This is a genomic window from Streptomyces sp. NPDC026092 (genome assembly GCF_040638605.1).
Taxonomy (GTDB): domain Bacteria; phylum Actinomycetota; class Actinomycetes; order Streptomycetales; family Streptomycetaceae; genus Streptomyces.
On the sequence record NZ_JBEZYN010000020.1, the window covers coordinates 89,229 to 107,542 of the forward strand.

14 protein-coding genes and 1 pseudogene are annotated in these 18,314 nt (G+C 72.3%); 7 read left to right on the top strand and 8 right to left on the bottom strand.

Going from position 1 to position 18,314, the window contains the following annotated elements; all coding sequences use genetic code 11:
• Positions 1–16: 16 nt before the first annotated feature.
• The gene (locus AB0F56_RS28425) at positions 17–2,107 is read right to left on the bottom strand and encodes an MMPL family transporter (RefSeq protein ID WP_362014511.1); all 2,091 of its coding nucleotides are present in this window, start codon (positions 2,105–2,107) and stop codon (positions 17–19) included.
• A gap of 305 nt (positions 2,108–2,412) precedes the next feature.
• Between AB0F56_RS28425 and AB0F56_RS28430 the strand changes: the two are divergent.
• Positions 2,413–3,502: pseudogene (locus AB0F56_RS28430) on the top strand (UDP-N-acetylmuramoyl-L-alanyl-D-glutamate--2,6-diaminopimelate ligase); the annotation flags it as partial.
• Here the strand turns inward: AB0F56_RS28430 and AB0F56_RS28435 are convergent.
• Positions 3,450–3,656, bottom strand: a complete 207-nt coding sequence (locus tag AB0F56_RS28435) for a cold shock domain-containing protein (RefSeq protein WP_362014513.1) — start codon at positions 3,654–3,656, stop codon at positions 3,450–3,452. The pseudogene AB0F56_RS28430 and the gene AB0F56_RS28435 overlap by 53 nt on opposite strands.
• A gap of 112 nt (positions 3,657–3,768) precedes the next feature.
• Positions 3,769–4,206 carry a nitroreductase family deazaflavin-dependent oxidoreductase gene (locus AB0F56_RS28440; protein ID WP_362014515.1) on the bottom strand — a complete coding sequence of 146 codons (438 nt, stop codon included), beginning with the start codon at positions 4,204–4,206 and terminating at the stop codon, positions 3,769–3,771.
• 226 nt (positions 4,207–4,432) lie between these two features.
• Here AB0F56_RS28440 and AB0F56_RS28445 point away from each other — a divergent pair, with 226 nt between their 5' ends.
• The 5 genes from AB0F56_RS28445 to AB0F56_RS28465 all read left to right on the top strand — a co-directional run bounded on the left by AB0F56_RS28445 (position 4,433) and on the right by AB0F56_RS28465 (position 11,518).
• Positions 4,433–5,935, top strand: coding sequence for an aldehyde dehydrogenase family protein (locus AB0F56_RS28445; protein WP_362014516.1), 1,503 nt, complete (start codon positions 4,433–4,435; stop codon positions 5,933–5,935).
• Entirely contained in the window at positions 5,932–7,467 is a 1,536-nt protein-coding gene (locus AB0F56_RS28450) for a GMC oxidoreductase (protein WP_362014518.1), read from the top strand. Before AB0F56_RS28445 ends, AB0F56_RS28450 begins: the two co-directional genes overlap by 4 nt.
• Entirely contained in the window at positions 7,464–8,519 is a 1,056-nt protein-coding gene (locus AB0F56_RS28455; protein ID WP_362014520.1) for a glycine betaine/L-proline ABC transporter ATP-binding protein, read from the top strand. Before AB0F56_RS28450 ends, AB0F56_RS28455 begins: the two co-directional genes overlap by 4 nt.
• A gap of 67 nt (positions 8,520–8,586) precedes the next feature.
• Positions 8,587–10,551, top strand: coding sequence for an ABC transporter permease subunit (locus AB0F56_RS28460; RefSeq protein ID WP_362014522.1), 1,965 nt, complete (start codon positions 8,587–8,589; stop codon positions 10,549–10,551).
• Position 10,552: 1 nt separating this feature from the next.
• Positions 10,553–11,518, top strand: a complete 966-nt coding sequence (locus tag AB0F56_RS28465; RefSeq protein WP_362014524.1) for an ABC transporter substrate-binding protein — start codon at positions 10,553–10,555, stop codon at positions 11,516–11,518.
• A 10-nt stretch (positions 11,519–11,528) separates the two neighbouring features.
• Here AB0F56_RS28465 and AB0F56_RS28470 read toward each other — a convergent pair whose 3' ends face one another.
• From AB0F56_RS28470 to AB0F56_RS28490, 5 genes are all read right to left on the bottom strand, one after another.
• Positions 11,529–12,476, bottom strand: coding sequence for a tetratricopeptide repeat protein (locus AB0F56_RS28470; protein WP_362014525.1), 948 nt, complete (start codon positions 12,474–12,476; stop codon positions 11,529–11,531).
• Positions 12,477–12,646: 170 nt separating this feature from the next.
• Positions 12,647–13,147, bottom strand: coding sequence for a thiol peroxidase (tpx, locus tag AB0F56_RS28475; protein ID WP_362014527.1), 501 nt, complete (start codon positions 13,145–13,147; stop codon positions 12,647–12,649).
• Positions 13,148–13,326: 179 nt separating this feature from the next.
• Positions 13,327–14,880, bottom strand: coding sequence for an MFS transporter (locus AB0F56_RS28480; protein WP_362014528.1), 1,554 nt, complete (start codon positions 14,878–14,880; stop codon positions 13,327–13,329).
• A 118-nt stretch (positions 14,881–14,998) separates the two neighbouring features.
• Complete coding sequence (locus tag AB0F56_RS28485; protein WP_362014530.1) at positions 14,999–15,397, bottom strand: RidA family protein; 399 nt, start codon at positions 15,395–15,397, stop codon at positions 14,999–15,001.
• Complete coding sequence (locus AB0F56_RS28490; RefSeq protein ID WP_362014532.1) at positions 15,394–16,554, bottom strand: acyl-CoA dehydrogenase family protein; 1,161 nt, start codon at positions 16,552–16,554, stop codon at positions 15,394–15,396. The genes AB0F56_RS28485 and AB0F56_RS28490 overlap by 4 nt, the downstream gene beginning before the upstream one ends.
• A gap of 109 nt (positions 16,555–16,663) precedes the next feature.
• Here AB0F56_RS28490 and AB0F56_RS28495 point away from each other — a divergent pair, with 109 nt between their 5' ends.
• Positions 16,664–18,307, top strand: a complete 1,644-nt coding sequence (locus AB0F56_RS28495) for an AMP-binding protein (protein WP_362014534.1) — start codon at positions 16,664–16,666, stop codon at positions 18,305–18,307.
• The last annotated feature ends 7 nt before the right edge of the window (positions 18,308–18,314 follow it).

The window sequence follows — 18,314 nt, forward strand, 5'->3', positions numbered from 1 at the left end:
GTCGCTGACCCCCCTACTACCGCGTCCTGCGGCTGAGTTCGCCCGGCCACCAGGCTTTCGGCCCGATGTCCCGGACCAGGGCGGGGACGAGCAGGGAGCGGACGACCAGGGTGTCGAGCAGGACGCCGAAGGCGACGATGAAGGCGATCTGCGCGAGGAAGGCGAGGGGGATGACCCCGAGTGCGGCGAAGGTGGCCGCGAGGACGACCCCCGCCGACGTGATGACCCCGCCCGTGGCCGTCAGCCCGCGCCGCACGCCCTCGCGCACCCCGTGGCGCAGCGACTCCTCGCGGACGCGGGACATCAGGAAGATGTTGTAGTCCACGCCCAGGGCGACCAGGAAGACGAACCCGTACAGCGGGACCGACGAGTCGGTGCCGGTGAAGCCGAACACGTGCGGGAAGACGAGCGCGGAGATGCCCAGGGTGGCGAGGAAGTTGAGCGCCACCGTGGCGACGAGCAGCACCGGCATCAGGAGCGAGCGGAGCAGGCCGACGAGGATCACCAGGATGATCGCGAGGACCACGGGCACGATGAGGGTGCGGTCCCGCTCGGCGGTGCGCTGGGTGTCGTACTGCTGGGCGGTGTAGCCGCCGACGAGTCCGTCGGCTCCGGGGACGGCGTGCACGGCCTGCCGGAGGCGGACGACCGTCTCCTTCGCCGCCGTGCTGTCGGCCGCGTCGCTCAGGGTGACGTCGATCCTGACCCTGCCGTCCACGACGAGCGGCGCGCCTGCGCCGGGCCGCGCGGAAGCGGTGACCGGACTGGCCGAGTCGACTCCGTCGGTGGCCTCGGCGGCCGCCGTCACGGCGGGCAGCGCGGCCGCGTCGGCGATCACCACCGCCGGGTTGCCCGAGCCGCCGGGGAAGTGACGCCCCAGCGTCTGCTGGGCGGCGACGGACGGCGCGTCGTTCACGAAGATCTCGTCGAGCGGCACGCCCCGGGACTCGAGCGTCGGGGCGAACGCGGCGCACGCGAGCAGCGCGCCGAGGGTGATCGCCCACACCTTGCGCGGGGCGCGGTCCACGAGGTCCGCCACCCGCCGCCACAGGCCGTGGCCGCCGCTCGCCGCATCCGCCGGCCGCGGCTTGGCCGGCCAGTAGGCGGCCCGGCCCAGCAGGACCAGGACGGCGGGCAGGAAGGTGAGGGCGCTGAGGACCGCGCAGACGATGCCGATCGCGCCGACCGGGCCGAGCGCCCGATTGTTCGTCAGATCGCTGAAGAGCAGGGCGAGCAGGCCGAGGGCCACGGTGGCCCCGCTGGCCGTGACGGGCCCGACGGACTGGCGCAGGGCGGCGCGCATGGCCCGGAAGCGGTCGTCCGCGTGTGCGGCGAGCTCCTCGCGGTACCGGGCGGCGAGCAGCAGGGCGTAGTCGGTGGCGGCGCCGATGACGAGGATCGACAGGATGCCCTGGACCTGGCCGTCCACCCGCACCACGCCGTGATCGGCCAGCACGTAGACCACGGCGCACGCCAGTCCGAGCGCGAAGACCGCGCCGAGGATGATCACCAGCGGGAGCAGGACGCTGCGGTACACGAGCAGCAGGATCACGAGGACGGTCAGCAGGGCGACGGCGAGCAGGAGGCCGTCGATCCCGGCGAAGGCGTCGGTCAGATCGGCCTGCGTCGCGGCGGGACCCGCGATCCGCGCCTGGGTGCCGGGCACGGACTCGGCGGCCTCGGTCACGGCCGCGAGAGCCGTGGGCAGCTCCTCCCCGAGGTCGGGGCGGAGCTGTACGACCCCGCTCAGGGCCAGGCCGTCCTGCGACACGAGGGCCGGGGACGGAGTCCCGGCCACCCCCGGCCGTCCGGTGAGCGAGGCCAGGGCCCGGCCGGCCGCGGCCTGCTGGGCCGTGTCGAGCTCGCGGCCCTCGGGCTCGCCCGTCCAGACCACGATCGCGGGCAGGGTCTCGTCCTGGCGGAACGCCTTCTGCGCCTCGACGACCTGGGTGGATTCCGCGCTCCGGGGCAGGAAGGCGGCCTGGTCGTTGGTGGCGACCTCGCCGAGCTTGCCGGCGTACGGGCCGAGACCGCCGCCGATGGCGAGCCAGGCGATGAGCAGGGCGAGGGGCAGCAGACGTCGGATCCACGGGGTGGACGGGCGCATGGGGGCTCCAAGGCAGGCGAAGTACTTCAATGCGCAAACTCTTAATGATTGAGATAGATTCAACCATGGCCCGAAGCGGCGGCGTGCACCACGGCATCCCGAGCTCTTCCGTCGAACCCCGCCCGAGGGATGCACCGACCGTGAACGCGGACGGCCTGCCCCTAGGTGGGCGGCCGGTCGCCGGAACGGCCCTGCACTCCCGCTCCATGGGTCGCACGCGTTCGCCGAGGCAGCGCCTGCGGCAGGTCGCGTCCGGAGTGCGGGCGGCCGTCGTCGACCCGACCACCGCCGCCGACGTCGAAGCGCCGGGCTGCCTGTTCATCGCCGTGCCCGGACACCAGGAGGGCGGACCCGACTCCGTGGCGCCCGCGGTGTGGCCGCCGGGCGCCTGTGCCGTGCGCGTGCCGGACGTCCGGAGGGCGGCCGCGGTCGTGACCTCCCGTGACTTCGGCGAACCGGGGCGGCGGATGGATGTCGTGGCGATCACCTTCACCAACGGCAAGGCATCGGTCTCGTACATGGTCGAGTCCGCGCTGCGGATCGCCGAGGGCGCGAAGGTGGGCGTCATCGGAACGGCCGGCAGCCGCATCGGCGACGAGCCGATCCCGATGCCGCGCTCCGTGCTGACCACCCCGGAGTCACCGGACCTGCAGTACCTCCTGGGGTGCATGCGCGACCGCGGGACCGGCAGTGTGGTGCTCGAAGCCACGTCGATGGGCCTGTTGACGCACCGGGTGGACCGTACGTTCATCGATGTCGGGGTGTTCACCAACCTCACGCAGGACCACCTCGGCGACCACGGCACGTCCTCGGCCACGAGCTGGGCGCGCTCGTCACCGCACTCGAGCTGATGCCGCCCGTGCCCGGCCGGTTCGAGCGCTTCGAGACACCGGGCGGTACGTCGGTGATCGTGGACTACGCCCACTCCCCGGACTCCCTCGACAAGGCCCTCACGACCATCCGGGGCTACGCGCGCGGCCGGGTGATCACCGTCTTCGGCTGCGGCGGCGACCCGGACACGACCAAGCGGGCCGACATGGGGCGGATCGCCGGGACCCACTCCGACCTGTGCGTCCTCACCTCGGACAACCCGCGCACCGAGGACCCGCAGGCCATCCTGGACCAGATCGCCCCCGCCTCGCCGCGACCGGCACACCGTACGAGCGGATCACCGACCGCCGCGAGGCCATCGCGTTCGCCCTGTCCGCGGCGGGCCCGCGGCACGCCGTCCTGATCGCCGGCAAGGGCAGCGAGCCGCACCAGATCGTCGGCGAGGAGCTGCTGCCCTTCAGCGACATGGCGACCGTGCGCGACCTCGCCGACGCCTACTCCGGAGCGGCCGTCACGGGCGTACCCGCCGGGCCTCGAAGCGCCCCGGGGTCAGTTCCAGGGTGAAGCTGACCTGTTGACCCTCGGAGAGGACCTGGTCAGCCGTCTCCACGTCCTCGGCTCGGACGTAGACGGCGTCCTCGTCTCCGTACGGGGTGATGAACCCGTACCCGCCCTCCTGGTTGAAGTACGTCACGAGTCCCTTGCGGCGGCCGTTCACGGTGGACTCCCTCGGGCGGCGGGCACCTCCCTTCCATCTCACCTCCGGACGGCCGCCTTGGGAAGATCCCTCGCGCGACCGGGTCGCTACGGAGCGTGATGTCGGGAGGGGGTCACTCGACGCGCTCCACCACGAAGACGGGGATCTCCCGGTCGGTCCCGCGCTGGTAGTCGGCGTAGGTGGGGAAGGCCGCGACGGCCCGCTCCCACCAGGCCTGGCGCTCCTCGCCGGTCACCAGGCGGGCCTTCATGTCCCACAGGCCCGTCCCGTCGCGGAGCTCGACCTGCGGGAAGGCGACCAGGTTGTGGTACCAGACCGGGTGCTTCACGGCGCCGCCGTTGGAGGCGACGAGGGCGTAGGCGCCCTCGTGCTCCACCCGCATGAGCGGGGTCTTGCGGAGCTTGCCGCTCTTCGCGCCGACGTTGGTCACCAGGACGACGGGCAGGCCGCGCATCGTCGTGCCCTCCGTGCCGCCCGACGCCTCGTACAGCTCGACCTGCTCCCGCACCCACTGCGTCGGGCTGGGCTCGTACGTTCCCTCAAGCGGCATGTCGCTCCCTCTCTCGTCGGCCTCTCACATCGGCCGGGTCAGTCCATCAGAGACTCCGGCCCCATGGATACGAGCGAGGTCAAATGTCTCTCTTTGAGCGTGTTGGTGCGTGAAGCAGGCCACTCTCCGCGAGGCGTTGCGCATGGATCCCGGTAGTCAGGGCAGGCGGCCGGACCGCCGGTGCTACCGGCAGGGGGATTCAAAGGAACGAAAGGCCGTACGCGACGTGACCGCAGCACAGCAGACCATCCACGTGGGTGGAGAGTGGCGCTCCGCCCTCTCCGGCGCCACGCGCGAGATCATCGATCCCGTCGACGCGACCACCTTCGCCGTCGTGGCGGAAGGCGGTGTCCTGGACACCGACGACGCCGTGGCCGCGGCCCGCGCCGCGTTCGACGAAGGTTCCTGGCCGCGTACGCCCGTCGCCGACCGCGCCGCCCTGCTGCGGCGGGTCGCGGGCCTTCTGGAGCGCGACCGGGAGCGGATCGGCGCCCTGGAGAGCCAGGACGCGGGCAAGACGCTGGAGGAGGGGCGCGTCGACGTCGACTGCGTCCGCGACGCCTTCCTCTACTTCGCCGATCTCGTCGAGAAGGAGAGCGGCGCGCGGGTCGTCGACGCCGGGTCCGAGGAGATCCACAGCGTCGTCGTGCACGAGCCCGTCGGGGTCTGCGCTCTCATCACGCCGTGGAACTATCCGCTGCTCCAGGCCAGCTGGAAGGTCGCGCCCGCCCTCGCCGCCGGCAACACCTTCGTGATCAAGCCGAGTGAGATCACCCCGCTGACCACCGTCGCGCTGGTCGAACTCCTCATGGAGGCCGGGCTGCCGCTCGGCGCCGCGAACATCGTCACCGGCCCCGGCGCCACCGTCGGCGCCCGGCTCGCCGAGCACCCCGACGTCGACCTCGTCTCGTTCACGGGCGGTCTCGTCAGCGGTACGAAGGTGGCCCGGGCGGCCGCGGACAGCGTGAAGAAGGTCGCCCTCGAACTGGGCGGCAAGAACCCCAACGTCGTGTTCGCCGACGCCTGCTCGACGCCCGAGGGCTTCGACACCGCCGTCGACCAGGCGCTCAACGCCGCCTTCATCCACAGCGGCCAGGTCTGCTCCGCCGGCTCCCGCCTCATCGTCGAGGAGTCGCTGCGCGAGCGGTTCGTCGCCGAACTCGCCCGCCGGGCCGAACTGATCCGGCTCGGCCGCGGCACCGACGAGGGCGTCGAGTGCGGGCCGCTGGTCTCCGCCGCCCAGGTCGCCCGCGTCGAGGACTACGTGTCCTCCGCGCTAGGCGAGGGCGCAGTCCTGCGGGCGGGTGGCGAGAAGCCCGACGGGCCCGGCTACTTCTTCCGGCCCACCGTCCTGGACCACTGCCACCGCCGGATGCGGGTCGTCCGCGAGGAGGTCTTCGGGCCCGTCCTCACCGTGGAGACCTTCCGCACCGAGGAGGAGGCCGTCACCCTCGCCAACGACACCGAGTTCGGCCTCGCCGGCGCGGTGTGGACCGCCGACGAGGAGCGCGCCCGGCGCGTCGCGGGCCGACTGCGGCACGGAACCGTCTGGATCAACGACTTCCACCCGTACCTGCCGCAGGCGGAGTGGGGCGGCTTCGGCAAGTCCGGCATCGGCCGTGAGCTCGGCCCCAGCGGCCTCGCCGAGTACCGCGAGGCCAAGCACATCTATCAGAACCTCGCTCCGCGCCCCGTGCGCTGGTTCGCGGGAGAGAAGGGCCAGGCATGAGCGAGCAGCACGACCAGCACCTGTACGACTACGTCGTCGTCGGCGGCGGTACGGCCGGTTCCGTCATCGCCTCCCGGCTGACCGAGGACCCCGACGTCAGCGTCGCCGTCATCGAGGGCGGCCCCAGCGACGTCGGCCGCGACGACGTCCTCACCCTGCGCCGCTGGATGGGCCTGCTCGGCGGTGAGCTGGACTACGACTACCCCACCACCGCGCAGCCCCGGGGCAACTCGCACATCCGCCACAGCCGTGCGCGGGTGCTCGGCGGCTGCTCCTCGCACAACACCCTCATCGCGTTCAAGCCGCTCCCGTCCGACTGGGACGAGTGGGCGGAGGCGGGCGCCGAGGGGTGGGACGCGGCGGCCATGGACCCGTACTTCGCCCGGCTGCGCAACAACATCGTCCCCGTCGACGAGGCCGACCGGAACGCGATCGCCCGGGACTTCGTCGACGCGGCGCAGAGCGCGCTCGGGGTTCCGCGGGTCGAGGGGTTCAACCGGCAGCCCTTCCACGAGGGCGTCGGGTTCTTCGATCTCGCGTACCACCCCGAGAACAACAAGCGGTCCTCCGCGTCCGTGGCCTATCTGCACCCCTTCCTCGACCGGCCGAACCTGCACATCGCCCTGGAGACCTGGGCGTTCCGGCTGGAACTCGAAGGCACCCGCGCGACCGGCGTGCACATCCGTACCAAGGACGGCGCGGAGCATGTCGTACGCGCCCGGCGCGAGGTCCTCGTCTGCGCGGGGGCCGTGGACACCCCGCGGCTGCTGCTGCACTCCGGCATCGGGCCGCGCGCCGACCTGGAGAAGCTCGGCATCCCCGTCGTGCACGACCTGCCGGGCGTCGGGGAGAACCTGCTGGACCACCCCGAGTCCGTCATCGTCTGGGAGACCCACGGTCCGATCCCGGAGAACTCGGCGATGGACTCCGACGCCGGGCTCTTCGTCCGCCGGGATCCGGCGGCAGAGGGGCCGGACCTGATGTTCCACTTCTACCAGATCCCCTTCACCGACAACCCCGAGCGGCTGGGCTACGAACGGCCCGCGCACGGCGTCTCGATGACCCCGAACATCCCCAAGCCGCGCAGCCGCGGCCGGCTCTACCTGACGAGCGCCGACCCCGAGGTCAAACCCGCCCTCGACTTCCGGTACTTCACGGACGAGGACGACTACGACGGCCGGACCCTCGTCGACGGGATCCGGATCGCCCGGGAGATCGCGGCGAGCGAGCCGCTCGCCGGATGGCTGAAGCGCGAGGTCTGCCCGGGGCCCGAGGTCACCTCCGACGAGGAGCTCAGCGCCTACGCCCGGCACGTGGCCCACACCGTCTACCACCCGGCCGGCACCTGCCGGATGGGGGCCGCCGACGACGAACTCGCCGTCGTCGCACCCGACTTGAGGATCAGGGGCCTCGACGGCATCCGGATCGCCGACGCGTCCGTCTTCCCGACCATGACCGCCGTCAACCCGATGATCGGCGTGCTCATGGTCGGCGAGAAATGCGCCGACCTGCTGGGAGGCAGTAAACGATGAACACCGATCCCGTCTTCTCCGTACGCGACCTGTGGAAGGTCTTCGGCCCGAAGGCCGACCGCGTGCCCGCCGACCCGGAACTCGCCGCCCTCGGCCCCGCCGAGCTGCGCGAGCGGACCGGCTGCACCGCCGCCGTCCGCGAGGTCTCCTTCGACGTCCGAAGAGGTGAGGTCTTCGTCGTCATGGGCCTGTCGGGCTCGGGCAAGTCGACCCTCGTACGCTGTCTGACCCGGCTCATCGAGCCGACCTCGGGCACCCTCTCCATCGACGGCGAGGACGTACTGTCCATGGACGCCGGCCGGCTGCGCGAACTGCGCAGGCACCGGGCCGCGATGGTCTTCCAGCACTTCGGTCTGCTGCCGCACCGGTCGGTGCTCGACAACGTCGCCTACGGACTTGAGATCCAGGGCGTGGGCCGCGGCGAACGGCGGGAACGGGCGGCGGAGTTCGTCGCCAAGGTGGGCCTGGAGGGCATGGAGCACCGCAGGCCCGGCCAGCTGTCCGGCGGCCAGCAGCAGCGCGTCGGGCTGGCCCGCGCGCTCGCCGTGGACCCCGAAGTCCTTCTGTTCGACGAGCCGTTCAGCGCGCTCGACCCGCTGATCCGCCGGGACATGCAGGAGGAGGTCGTCCGCCTGCACCGGGAGGAGGGGCGGACGATGGTCTTCATCACGCACGACCTGAGCGAGGCGCTGAAGCTCGGCGACCGCATCGCGCTGATGCGCGACGGGCGGATCGTCCAGCTGGGCACGCCCGAGGAGATCGTGGGCTCCCCCGCCGACGAGTACGTCAGGGACTTCGTCCGGGACGTGCCGCGCGAGCAGGTCCTGACCGTCCGCTCGGCGATGCGCCCCGCGCTCCCCGACGAGCACGAGGGCGGTCCCTCGCTCGCCCCGAGCGCCACCGTCCACGAGGCCATCGAGGCCGTGGCCCGCACGGGCGAGAACGCGCGCGTCGTCGAGGACGGCCGCTGTCTCGGCGTGGTCGACCACGCGGGGCTCCTCGGCGTCGTCGCCGGGGTCCCGGCCGCCGCTTCGCGGAAGGCGGTGGCCTGATGTTCGCCCATTCGACCTGGCCGCCGCCGGGCGGTCCGACCGGTACGGCTCCTGGGCGGTGGGGCCGATGACCGCCACCGTCACCTCCGCCTCGTCGGGCGGCCCGGGCGGTGTCGGCGCCGCGCTGCGCGCCGTCGCCCGCCACCGCGGCCGGCTGATCGGGGCCGGTGCGCTCCTCGCGCTCGTCCTCGGCGGCCTCCTGCTCGGCGCCGGCGGCTGGCCCCCGGCGCTCGCCGTCGACGTCTCCGGACCGCTCGGTCGCACCAGCGACTGGATCATCGACAACCGCGACGGCCACCCGCTGTTCCTGTACTTCCTCGGGCACGTCAGCAACGTCGTGGTCGTCTCCGTCCGCGCGGTGTACCTCGTGCTGCTCGCGCTCGGCTGGGCCGGCGTGACCGCCGCCGCCGGGCTGGTGGCCTGGCGGGTCGCGGGTGTCCGGCTCGCGCTGACGTCCGTCGCCGCCTTTGCCGTCTGCGGGCTGCTCGGCATGTGGGTGCCGACCATGCAGACGCTCGCCCTCATGGTGGTCGCCGTCGCCGCGTCCGTGCTGCTCGGCGGCCTCCTCGGGCTCGCCGCGGGCCTGTCCGACCGTATGCACCGGGTCCTGCGCCCGGTCCTCGACACCATGCAGGTGCTGCCGGCCTTCGCGTACCTGCTGCCTGTCGTCCTGGTCTTCGGGATCGGCGTGCCCGCGGCCGTGCTCGCGACCGTCGTCTACGCCGCCCCGCCCATGGCGCGGCTCACCGCGCTCGGCCTTCGGGGCGTCGACGCCGGCGTCATGGAGGCCTCGGCCTCGCTCGGCGCGACCGGCAGGCAGCGGCTCCTGACGGCCCGGCTGCCGCTGGCCCGCAAGGAGCTGCTGCTCGGCGTCAACCAGTCGATCATGATGGCGCTCGGCATGGCCGTGATCGCGTCCGTCATCGGCGCCGGTGGCCTCGGCGACCGGGTCTACCAGGCGCTGGCCTCGGTGGACGTCGGTGCCGCGCTCGCCGCCGGCGTGCCGATCGTGCTGCTCGCCGTCGTCCTGGACCGGGTGACCGCCGCCGCGGGCGAGCGGATCGGCGCGGCTCCGGCCCGCCGTTCGCGGCTCGGGTGGGCCGTCGCCCTCGCGGTGACCGCCGTCGTCGCCGTCGCGGGCCGCCTGACCGACCGGCTCACCTGGCCCACCGCGTGGACCGTCGACGTCGCCGAACCCGTCAACGGGGCGGTCGACTGGATGACCGCCCACCTCTACTCCGGCGTACCGCTCGTCGGCGGCACCGCCGACTGGGCGGCCCGGTTCACCACCTGGGTCCTCAACCCGCTGCGCGACGGCCTGCAGTGGCTGCCCTGGTGGGCGGTCCTGGTCGGCGTCGGCGCGCTCGCCCTGCTCATCGGCACCTGGCGCACCGCCGTGACCGCCGTCCTCGCGATGGCCGCGATCGGGGTCCTCGGCGTCTGGGACCCGGCGCTCGACACGCTCTCCCAGGTCCTGGCCGCCGTCGCGGTGACCCTCCTGCTCGGCTTCGCCCTCGGCGTCGCCGCGGCCCGCAGCGGCCGCCTTGACCGGGCGCTGCGCCCGGTGCTCGACGTCTTCCAGACGATGCCGCAGTTCGTGTACCTGATCCCCGTGGTCGCCCTGTTCGGTGTGGGCCGCGCCCCGGCGGTCGCGGCCGCCGTGGTCTACGCGCTGCCCGCGGTCGTACGGATCACGGCCCAGGGCGTGCGCGCGGTGAACCCGGCCGCGCTCGAATCGGCGCGCTCGCTGGGCGCGACCGGCCGCCAGCAGCTCCTCCAGGTCCAGCTCCCGCTGGCCCGGCCGGCGCTGCTCCTCGCCGTCAACCAGGGCGTGGTGCTCGTGCTCGCCGTGGTCGTCATCGGCGGGCTCGTGGGCGGCGGCGCGCTCGGCTACGACGCGGTCTTCGGCCTCGCCCAGGGCGACCTGGCGACCGGCCTGGTCGCGGGCGCCGCGATCGTCTGCCTGGGCCTGATGCTCGACCGCGTCACCCAGCCGACGCAGCGCCGTGACCTCTCCGGAAAGGGGGCCTGAGATGGCTCGCACCCGAATCGCCGCACTCGTGACGGCCGCCGCCCTGGCGGTCGGCCTCACCGGCTGCGGAGCCGCCGACATGACCCGCCAGGCCTCCCCTTTCGCCGACGCCGAGGGCTCCCGCACGGTGACCCTGTCGGTGCAGTCGTGGGTGGGCGCGCAGGCCAACGTCGCCGTCGCCCAGTACCTGCTCGAGCACGAGCTCGGCTACCGGGTGGACACCGTCCAGATCGACGAGGTGCCGGCCTGGGACGCGCTCAGCCAGGGCCGGGTGGACGCCATCCTGGAGGACTGGGGCCACCCGGAGCAGGAGAAGCGGTACGTCGAGGACAAGAAGACGATCGCCCGGGGCGGCGACCTCGGGGTGACCGGCCACATCGGCTGGTTCGTACCGACGTACTTCGCCGAGAGGCACCCGGACGTCACCGACTGGAAGAACCTGAACAAGTACGCCGACGAGTTCCGTACCGCGGAGAGCGGCGGCAAGGGCCAGTTGCTGGACGGCTCGCCGTCCTACGTGACGAACGACAAGGCGCTCGTGAAGAACCTGGACCTCGACTACGAGGTCGTGTTCGCGGGCTCCGAGGCGGCGCAGATCACCCAGATCAAGCAGTTCGCCAAGGAGAAGAAGCCGTTCCTGAGCTACTGGTACAAGCCCCAGTGGCTGTTCGAGAAGGTTCCCATGACGGAGGTGAAGCTGCCCGCGTACAAGGAGGGCTGCGACGCCGATCCGGAGAAGGTGGCCTGCGCGTACCCGCACACGCCGCTGCAGAAGTTCCTCAACGCCCGCTTCGCGGACGGCGGGGGTGACGCCGCCGCGTTCCTGAAGAAGTTCCGGTGGACGACGGAGATGCAGAACGACGTGGCCCTGATGATCGCGGAGCAGAAGCTGTCACCGCGGGAGGCGGCGGCGCGCTGGGTGAAGGAGAACGAGACCACCTGGCGGACCTGGCTCCCGTCCCGATGACACCGGGGGGTCAGTTCGGGGCCGTCGGGTGGCTGCGGAGCTTCTTGCGGAGCGTGCGGGTCTCCGGGTGCTTGGGGCCGTAGGCCGCGTCCAGGATGGCGAAGCTGTCGTCGTACCACTGGCGGGCCTGCTCCGGGCCGTCGGTGAGCAGCGCCACGTCCCCGAGGCGCTCGCAGAGGACGCTCAGGTCGCGCTGGGTCGACAGGTCCCGCGGGTCGTCGCCGAGGAGGGCGCGGCGCAGCGAGAGGGACTCGTCGTAGTGGGCGCGGGCGGCCTCCAGGTCGCGGCGGCGCAGGGCCAGGTCGCCCAGGCGTTCGTACTGGACGGCGAGGTCGCGCCGCGCCTGGGGGTCGCCGGGGAACTCGGCCGCCAGTTCACGGCGTACGGCGAGGGCGCGGGCGTACCGGCGCGCGGCCTCGTCGAGGTCCTGGCGTTCGGACGCGAGCAGGCCGAGGCGCTCCAGGACGACGCCCAGCTCGCGGCGGTCGGCGGGGTGGAGCGGGTCGGCCGCGACGACGTGCTCGGCGAGCGAGAGGGCGGTCGTGAAGCGATCGTGCGCGGTGTCCTGGGCCGCGGGGCCGCCGGTCCGCAGGGCGATCTCGCCGAGCTTGAACTCGCCGAACCTGAGGTCCCTCAGGAGCCGGATGTCGTCCGGGTTCTCCTCGCGCAGCCGGGTGGCGATGGCGAGGCCCTCCTCGTACGCCTGCGCGGCCTGGTCGAGGCGGTCGGCGCCCACCCAGAAGGCGCCGTACTTGTTGAACGAGAGGCTCAGGTCCCGCCGGGTGGCGAGGTCGGGGAACTGCTCGGCGAGCCGGATCGACTCGGCCAGCATCCGCTCGTAGTGCCGCCGCGCCTCGCGCGGCTTGCCCTTGCGAAGGGCCTGGTCACCGGCCTGCTCGGCCGAGGAACAGCTGTCGACGAGACCCTGCCGGACCCGGACCGCATCCCATCTCGTCATCGAACCCCCACGTGCGTGAACTCTGTCTGACCGGGATCACTATCCCCGGCGCCGGCACCCCGCGAATCGTCCTGGGGCCAAGCTTCCACCAGAGTTCACCCGGCGGTCGTGGGAGGGTCAGGTGGTACGGGCGGGCGCCGCGTCGGCGGCCCGCCCGTACCCGTCCCGGCCTACTTCAGGGCGGCGATGGCGGCCTCGTAGTCGGGCTCGGTGGCGATCTCGCCGACGAGCTCGGAGTGGAGCACCTCGTTGTTCTCGTCGAGGACGACGACGGCGCGGGCCGTCAGGCCGGCCAGCGGGCCGTCGGCGATGTCGACGCCGTAGTTGGTGTGGAAGTCACGGTCGCGCAGGGTGGAGAGCGTCTTCACGTTCTCCAGGCCCTCGGCGCCGCAGAAGCGGGACTGGGCGAAGGGCAGGTCCGCGGAGATGCAGAGCACGACCGTGTTGTCCAGGTCGGCGGCCTTCTCGTTGAACGCGCGCACCGAGGCGGCGCAGACGCCGGTGTCGACGCTCGGGAAGATGTTCAGGACCTTGCGCCGGCCCGCGTACTGCTCCAGCGTGCTGTCCGTCAGCTCCTTGGCGACGAGCGAGAACGCCGGAGCGACGCTGCCGGGGGCGGGCAGCACGCCGTTGACCTGGACGGGGTTGCCCTTGAACGCGATCTGGGCCATGGAGAAGCTCCCTCGGAGAGTGTTCGCAGAGTGATACGACAACGCCCTCGATCGTACGTGGAGTGATCCCCCGGTACGCCCCGCCACCAGTCGATCCGGTCGACGACCCCCGTGCGCAGTCCGTCGTCGTCGGCGGGGAGCTCCTCGTCGGGCACGGGGGTCATGGCGGGGCCGTCGGGTCAGCCGGGAGGTGGCATGCCGCCCTTGAGGCGTTCGATGTCCGAGGCGCGGACCTGGATCACGAAGATGGAGATGACGAACGCCACGACGGAGAAGATCGCGGCCGTGATGAAGCCTTGGGAGACACCGGCCGTGAGGACCTCGTCGGACCAGGGCGGGGGAAGTTCGCCCGTCTTGGCGAACTGGGCCTTCTCCAGGGGACTCGCCTGGGCGAGGAAGGCGGGAATCTGGTCCTTCGCCTCGTTGCGGCTGGCCGTGCCGAAGACCGTCACCAGGATCGACAGGCCGAGCGAACCGCCCACCTGCTGCGTGGCGTTGAGCAGCCCGGACGCGGCACCCGCCTCCTGCTGCTCGACGTTGGACAGCGCCATGATGGTCAGCGAGACGAAGATCAGGCCCATGCCGAAGCCGAAGACCAGGATCGGGCCGAGGACGCTGCCCAGATAGGTGGAGTGGACGTCGGTCAGGGTCAGCCAGGAAAGACCGACCGCCGACATGAACGAGCCGGCCACCATGAAGGGTTTCGGCCCGTACCTGGGGAGCAGGTTGGAGGTGAGCCCGGCGCCGACCGCGATGATCGCGCTCACCGGCAGGAACGCCAGGCCGGTCTTGAGCGGGCTGAAGTGCAGGACGTCCTGCACCCAGAGCGTCAGGAAGAAGAACATCCCGAAGATCGCCGCCGCGAGGCAGAGCATGATGGCGTACGTGCCCGCCCGGTTGCGGTCCGCGAACATGTGCAGCGGGGTGATCGGCTGCCGGGAGCGCCGCTCGACCAGGATGAACAGGAGCAGCAGGACGACGGCCGCGCCGAACGAGGCCAGCGTCCACGGGTCCCGCCAGCCTTCCTGGGCGGCCCGGATGAACCCGTACACCAGCGCCACCATGCCGAGGGTGGAGGTGAGCGCTCCGGTGAAGTCGAAGTGCCCGGGGTGGCGTTCGGACTCCTTGATGTGGCGGGGCGTGAGGAACGCGATGAGCAGGGCGATCGGCACGTTGACGAAGAAGATCCAGCGCCAGTCGAGCCATTCGACGAGCAGCCCGCCGGCGACGAGGCCGATCGCTCCGCCGCCCGCCGAGACCGCCGCGAACACGCCGAAGGCCCGGTTGCGTTCCGGGCCTTCCTCGAAGTTCGTGGTGATCAGGGAGAGCGAGGTCGGGGAGGCTATCGCGCCGCCGACGCCCTGCAGGGCCCGGGCAGCCAGCAGTTGCCAGTCGTTCTGGGCCAAGCCGCAGAGCAGCGAGGCGAATCCGAAGAGCAGGATGCCGAAGATGAAGACGCGGCGCCGGCCGAGGATGTCACCCGCGCGTCCGCCGAGCAGCAGCAATCCGCCGAAGGTCAGCGTGTACGCGTTGACCACCCAGGACAGGCTCGTGGTGGAGAAGTTCAGGGAGTCCTGGATGTGGGGCAGTGCGATGTTGACGATCGTGATGTCGAGAACGACCATCAGCTGACACGAGGCGATGACGAAGAGGGCTATGCCCTTGCCGTCGCCGCCCTTCTTGGGCGGCGTCGTGGTCTGTGCTGGGTTGGGCGTCGGGTTCGGTGTGCTCATGGCGGATCGCGCCCTCGCTCACTGAGAGAGGCCGTGGGCCGGTCAGTCCACCTTTCGACATTAAGCCCGGGTTCTGCGACTCTCCAGTTGATCAAGCGGGGGTGCGGTCAACGGCCGTTCACTCCAGGACGGCGAGGCCGTCCACCTCCACAAGCGCCTGTTCGTCCCAGAGCCGTACGACTCCGATGACGGCCATCGCCGGATAGTCGCGGCCCGCCAACCGCCGCCAGATCCGGCCCAGTTCGTGGGCGTGGCGGCGGTAGTCGGCGATGTCGGTGGCGTAGACCGTGACGCGCGCGAGGTCCCTCGGGGAGCCGCCGGCGTGCCGGAGCGCGGTGAGGAGGTTGGTCAGGGCGGTCTCGAACTGCTCGGGCAGGGTCTCCCCGACGACCTTGCCGTCGCGGTCGAGGCTGGTCTGCCCGGCGAGGAGGACGAGCCGGGAGCCGGTGGCGGTGACGGCGTGGGAGAAGCCCGTGGGCGGGGAGAGTTCGGCGGGGTTGTGCCGGTGCAGGCTCATGCCGTGACCTCCTGTGGCTGCTTCTTCGGTTCCTGCGCCGCATGAGCGTGGTACAGCTCCTTGGCGATGATCGTGCGCTGGACCTCGGTGGCGCCCTCGTAGATGCGGGGGGCACGCACCTCCCGGTAGAGGTGCTCGAGGAGATGGCCGCGCTGCAGCGCCCGCGCTCCGTGAAGCTGGACGGCGGCGTCGACGACGTACTGCGCGGTCTCGGTGGCGAGCAGCTTCGCCATCGCCGCGCGGCGGGGCACGTCGTCCGCCCCGGCGTCGTAGGCGGCCGCCGCCGCGTAGACGAGGAGGCGGGCGGCTTCGGTACGGGTGGCCATCTCGGCGACCTGGTGGGCGACGGCCTGGAGGTCGCCGAGCACGCCGCCGAAGGCCGCGCGGGTGGCGGTGTGCGCGAGGGTGGCGTCGAGGGCGGCCTGGGCCATGCCGACCGCGAAGGCGCCGACGCTCGGACGGAAGCGGTTGAGCGTGGTCATGGCGACCCGGAAGCCCCGGTCGGGCTCGCCCAGGAGGTCCGCGGGGCCGACCGGGACGCCGTCGAAGACGAGGCTGCCGATGGCGTGCGGGGCGAGCATGTCGAGGACGCTGCCGGAGAGTCCTGGCCGGTCGGCCGGGACGAGGAAGGCGGTGACGCCACGGGCGCCCGCCCCGGGGGTGGTCCGGGCGAAGACGGTGGCGAAGTCGGCTTCCGGGGCGTTGGAGATCCAGCGCTTCTCGCCGTGCAGGCGCCAGCCGCCCGCGCCGTCCGGGCGGGCCTCCAGGGCGAGCGCGGCGGCGTCCGAGCCGGCCTCGGGCTCGCTGAGCGCGAAGGCCGCGACGGCCCGCCCCGCGACGACCTCGGGCAGCCAGCGGGCCCGCTGCTCGGGGGTGCCGAAGGCGGCGACCGGGTGGCCGCCGAGGCCCTGGAGGGCGAGGGCGGTCTCGGCCTCCGTACAGGTCTGGGCGAGGGACTCGCGGAGCAGGCAGAGGTCGAGGGCGCCCGCGTCGAAGAGCCCGGCGAGCAGGCCGTGCTCGCCGAGGGCGGCGACGAGGGGGCGGTTGACACGGCCGGGTTCGCCCTTGTCGGCGATCGGCCGGAGCCGTTCGGCCGCGAGGGCGCGCAGTTCCGCGCAGCGGGCGGTCTGCTGTGGATCGAGTGAGAATACGGACATTCGGACCCCTGTCCCGTTCGCCGACATCATCTCTATCGCGCACCGTTGACTGTCGTCATCATCACGATACGCTCGTTGGGCGACCCCACCACGACAAGGGGACGAACTCATGGAGCTGACCCCCTCGGCCCACCACGACACCTTCGCGCGCGACCACCTGCCGCCCGCCGCACAGTGGCCACGACTGCTCTTCGATCTGCCGGGGCTCGACTACCCGGAGCGGCTCAACTGCGGTACCGAACTGCTCGACCGTACGGTGGAACGATTCGGCACGGAGCGGCCCGCGTTCCGGGACGGCCACGGGAACGTCTGGAGCTACGGAGAGCTGAGCGGCCGGGTGAACCGGATCGCCCACGTCCTCACCGCCGAGCTCGGCGTCCGGCCCGGCAACCGGGTGCTCCTGCGCGGCCCCACCACCCCCTGGCTGGCCGCCTGCTGGCTCGCCGTGATGAAGGCGGGCGCGGTGGCCGTCACCGTCCTGGCCCAGCAGCGGGCCCAGGAACTGGCCGTCATGTGCGAGATGGCCCGCTGCACGCACGCGCTCTGCGATGTGCGGACGGTGGACGACCTGGTCAAGGCCGAGGTGCCCGGGCTGCGGATCACGGCCTTCGGCGGGGACGCCCCGGACGACCTGCTGGCCCTCGCCGCCGCCGCGCCGGACACGTACGAGGCGGTGGAGACCGCCGCCGACGACGTGGCCCTGATCGCCTTCACCTCGGGGACCACCGGGCGGCCGAAGGGGTGCATGCACTTCCACCGGGACGTGCTCGCCGTCGCCGACACCTTCTCGGCGCACGTGCTGCGCCCCGAGCCGGACGACGTCTTCGCCGGCTCCCCTCCGCTCGGCTTCACCTTCGGGCTCGGCGGGCTCGTGCTCTTCCCGCTGCGCGCCGGGGCGAGCGCGCTGCTGCTCGAACAGGCGGGCCCCAAGCAGCTGTTGGAGGCGATCGCCGCCCACCAAGTGTCGGTGCTCTTCACCGCGCCGACGGCGTACCGGGTGATGCTGGAGGAGATCGACCGGCACGGCGGCCACGACGTGTCGACCCTCGGCTCGCTGCGGCGGTGCGTGTCGGCGGGCGAGAACCTGCCGGCCGCGACCTGGGACGCCTGGCACGCGCGGACCGGTCTGAAGCTCATCAACGGCATCGGCGCGACGGAACTCCTCCACATCTTCATCTCGGCGGCCGACGGCGACATCCGCCCGGGCACCACCGGCCGGCCGGTCCCCGGCTGGCAGGCGCGGGTCGTGGACCGGTCGGGGGCCGAGCTCCCGGACGGCGAGGAGGGGCTGCTCGCGGTGCGCGGCCCGGTCGGCTGCCGGTATCTGGCCGACCCGCGCCAGAGCGAGTACGTCCACCGGGGCTGGAACGTCACGGGCGACACGTACGTCCGCGACACCGAGGGCTACTTCCGCTATGTCGCCCGCGCCGACGACATGATCATCTCGGCGGGCTTCAACATCGCGGGCCCCCAGGTGGAGGAGGCGCTCCTGGCCCATCCGGACGTGGTCGAGGCGGCGGTCGTGGGGCACGAGGACGCGCTGCGCGGCCAGATAGTGGTGGCGTACGCGGTGGTACGGGACGGGGTGCCGCGCGACGCGGAGACGGCGGGCGCGCTGCGGGCCTTCGTACGGGCCCGGCTCGTGCCGTACAAGAGCCCGCGGAAGATCGTCTTCCTGGACGCGCTGCCCCGGACGGCCACGGGCAAGCTGCAGCGATTCCGGCTGCGCGCGGCCTCGGAGGACACCCCCTAGAGTGATC

Bases quoted from the DNA above. Each gene is read 5' to 3' on its own strand.
- AB0F56_RS28425 (WP_362014511.1), bottom strand. From the start codon at position 2,107: ATGCGCCCGTCCACCCCGTGGATCCGACGTCTGCTGCCCCTCGCCCTG.
- AB0F56_RS28440 (WP_362014515.1), bottom strand. From the start codon at position 4,206: ATGCCGCTTGAGGGAACGTACGAGCCCAGCCCGACGCAGTGGGTGCGG.
- AB0F56_RS28450 (WP_362014518.1), top strand. From the start codon at position 5,932: ATGAGCGAGCAGCACGACCAGCACCTGTACGACTACGTCGTCGTCGGC.
- AB0F56_RS28455 (WP_362014520.1), top strand. From the start codon at position 7,464: ATGAACACCGATCCCGTCTTCTCCGTACGCGACCTGTGGAAGGTCTTC.
- AB0F56_RS28460 (WP_362014522.1), top strand. From the start codon at position 8,587: ATGACCGCCACCGTCACCTCCGCCTCGTCGGGCGGCCCGGGCGGTGTC.
- AB0F56_RS28465 (WP_362014524.1), top strand. From the start codon at position 10,553: ATGGCTCGCACCCGAATCGCCGCACTCGTGACGGCCGCCGCCCTGGCG.
- AB0F56_RS28470 (WP_362014525.1), bottom strand. From the start codon at position 12,476: ATGACGAGATGGGATGCGGTCCGGGTCCGGCAGGGTCTCGTCGACAGC.
- tpx (WP_362014527.1), bottom strand. From the start codon at position 13,147: ATGGCCCAGATCGCGTTCAAGGGCAACCCCGTCCAGGTCAACGGCGTG.
- AB0F56_RS28480 (WP_362014528.1), bottom strand. From the start codon at position 14,880: ATGAGCACACCGAACCCGACGCCCAACCCAGCACAGACCACGACGCCG.
- AB0F56_RS28485 (WP_362014530.1), bottom strand. From the start codon at position 15,397: ATGAGCCTGCACCGGCACAACCCCGCCGAACTCTCCCCGCCCACGGGC.
- AB0F56_RS28490 (WP_362014532.1), bottom strand. From the start codon at position 16,554: ATGTCCGTATTCTCACTCGATCCACAGCAGACCGCCCGCTGCGCGGAA.
- AB0F56_RS28495 (WP_362014534.1), top strand. From the start codon at position 16,664: ATGGAGCTGACCCCCTCGGCCCACCACGACACCTTCGCGCGCGACCAC.